At 65.7% G+C, this 1526-nt stretch carries 2 protein-coding genes; both read left to right on the forward strand.

The features are described 5' to 3' along the window. Positions 1 to 31: 31 nt before the first annotated feature. A complete protein-coding gene (locus ACE3UY_RS11965) occupies positions 32 to 784 on the forward strand; it encodes a TIGR00730 family Rossman fold protein (protein WP_374687751.1) in 753 nt (250 codons plus the stop codon). A gap of 194 nt (positions 785 to 978) precedes the next feature. Further along, on the forward strand, positions 979 to 1526 hold a 548-nt coding region (locus tag ACE3UY_RS11970), incomplete at its 3' end, for a glycoside hydrolase family 3 N-terminal domain-containing protein (RefSeq protein WP_374687752.1).

Here is a 1526-nt window from a genome sequence, read left to right on the forward strand (position 1 = left end):
GATCATTCTTCTTCATGAGGAGATACCGGCTATGATGCCATCCAAGAGAGACCTATCGCTCGTGCAGGACGCGGCCGAGGTGGAGAAGCGCTTCCTGACCGGCCCGCGTGACCGGAGCAAAGACCTGGAGAGCGCCATCCGCTACTTTCTGGAGTTCCTGCAGGGCTTCGAGACGCTGGGGGAGATCGACCGGCCGTGTGTGACCGTCTTCGGCTCGGCGCGGCTGGGCGAGGGCACGCCGTACTATGACATGGCGCGGGCGCTGGGCCGGCAACTGGCCGAGGCGGGGCTGGGGGTCATGACCGGCGGCGGGCCGGGCATCATGGAGGCGGCCAACCGCGGGGCCAAGGAGGCCGGCGGCCTGAGCATCGGCTGCAACATCAAGTTGCCTTTCGAGCAGCAGCCCAACCCCTACCTCGATCTGTTCATCGAGTTCGACCACTTCTTCGTGCGCAAGGTGATGCTGGTCAAGTACTCGTCGGCCTTCGTCGTCCTGCCCGGCGGCTTTGGCACGCTGGATGAGGCGTTCGAGACGGTGACGCTGATGCAGACGGACAAGATCGAGGACTTCCCGCTCATCTCGATGGGCAAGTCGTTCTGGCGGCCGATGGCCGACTTCATGCGCGAGACGCTGGTGACCCAGGGCACCATCGGCCAGAAGGATATCCACCTCTGGTCGCCCACTGACTCGGTCGAGAAGGCGGTCAACATCATCCTGGAGGCCGTCGAGCGGCAGCGCGCCGCCGGGCAGCCCAAGGCGGATCCCGAACCCGATTCCCGGTAAGTTGTTTCTTATCAGCGCCGATCAGCGTCCCCAATCCGCGTCATCGCGTCCCATTTGGAGCTGTAAGAAATGGCTACGGATATCGACGGAAGAAGACGGATTGATCACATGGAGTGAAAGACTGCATCCATTCTTAATCCGTATCGTCCGTGTGTACCCGTAGCCATTTCTTAAGAGGCAACATAGGAGCATTCATGACACACGAAGCGTTCGTAGAGGCCCTCTTGGGCCGCATGACGACGGCCGAGAAGATCGGCCAGATGACCCAGGTCGAGAAGAACAGCCTGCGGCCGGGCGACGTGGCCGCGCTGGGGCTGGGCAGCGTGCTCAGCGGCGGCGGCGGCAACCCGGAACCCAACACCCCCGCCGCCTGGGCCGAGATGGTGCGCGCCTTCCAGGAGGAGGCGCTCGGCAGCCGGCTGGGCATCCCGCTGCTCTATGGCGTAGACGCCGTTCACGGCCACAACAACGTACGCGGCGCGACCATCTTCCCCCACCTGGTCAGCCTGGGCGCGGCCGGCGACCCGGAATTGGCGCGGCGTGTGGCGCGGGCCACGGCCGTTGAGTGCGCCGCCACCGGCATCCGCTGGGACTTCGCGCCGATGGTGTCGGTCGTCCAGGACGTGCGCTGGGGCCGGGCCTATGAGGCGTTCGGCGACGGCACGGCGGCGGTGACGGAACTGGGCGCGGCTTACCTGCGCGGCTTGCAGGACGATGGCGAGGGGTTGGCCGGCCCGACGGC

The sequence above is a fragment of the Promineifilum sp. (SeqCode) genome, from assembly GCF_041918635.1.
GTDB lineage: Bacteria > Chloroflexota > Anaerolineae > Promineifilales > Promineifilaceae > Promineifilum.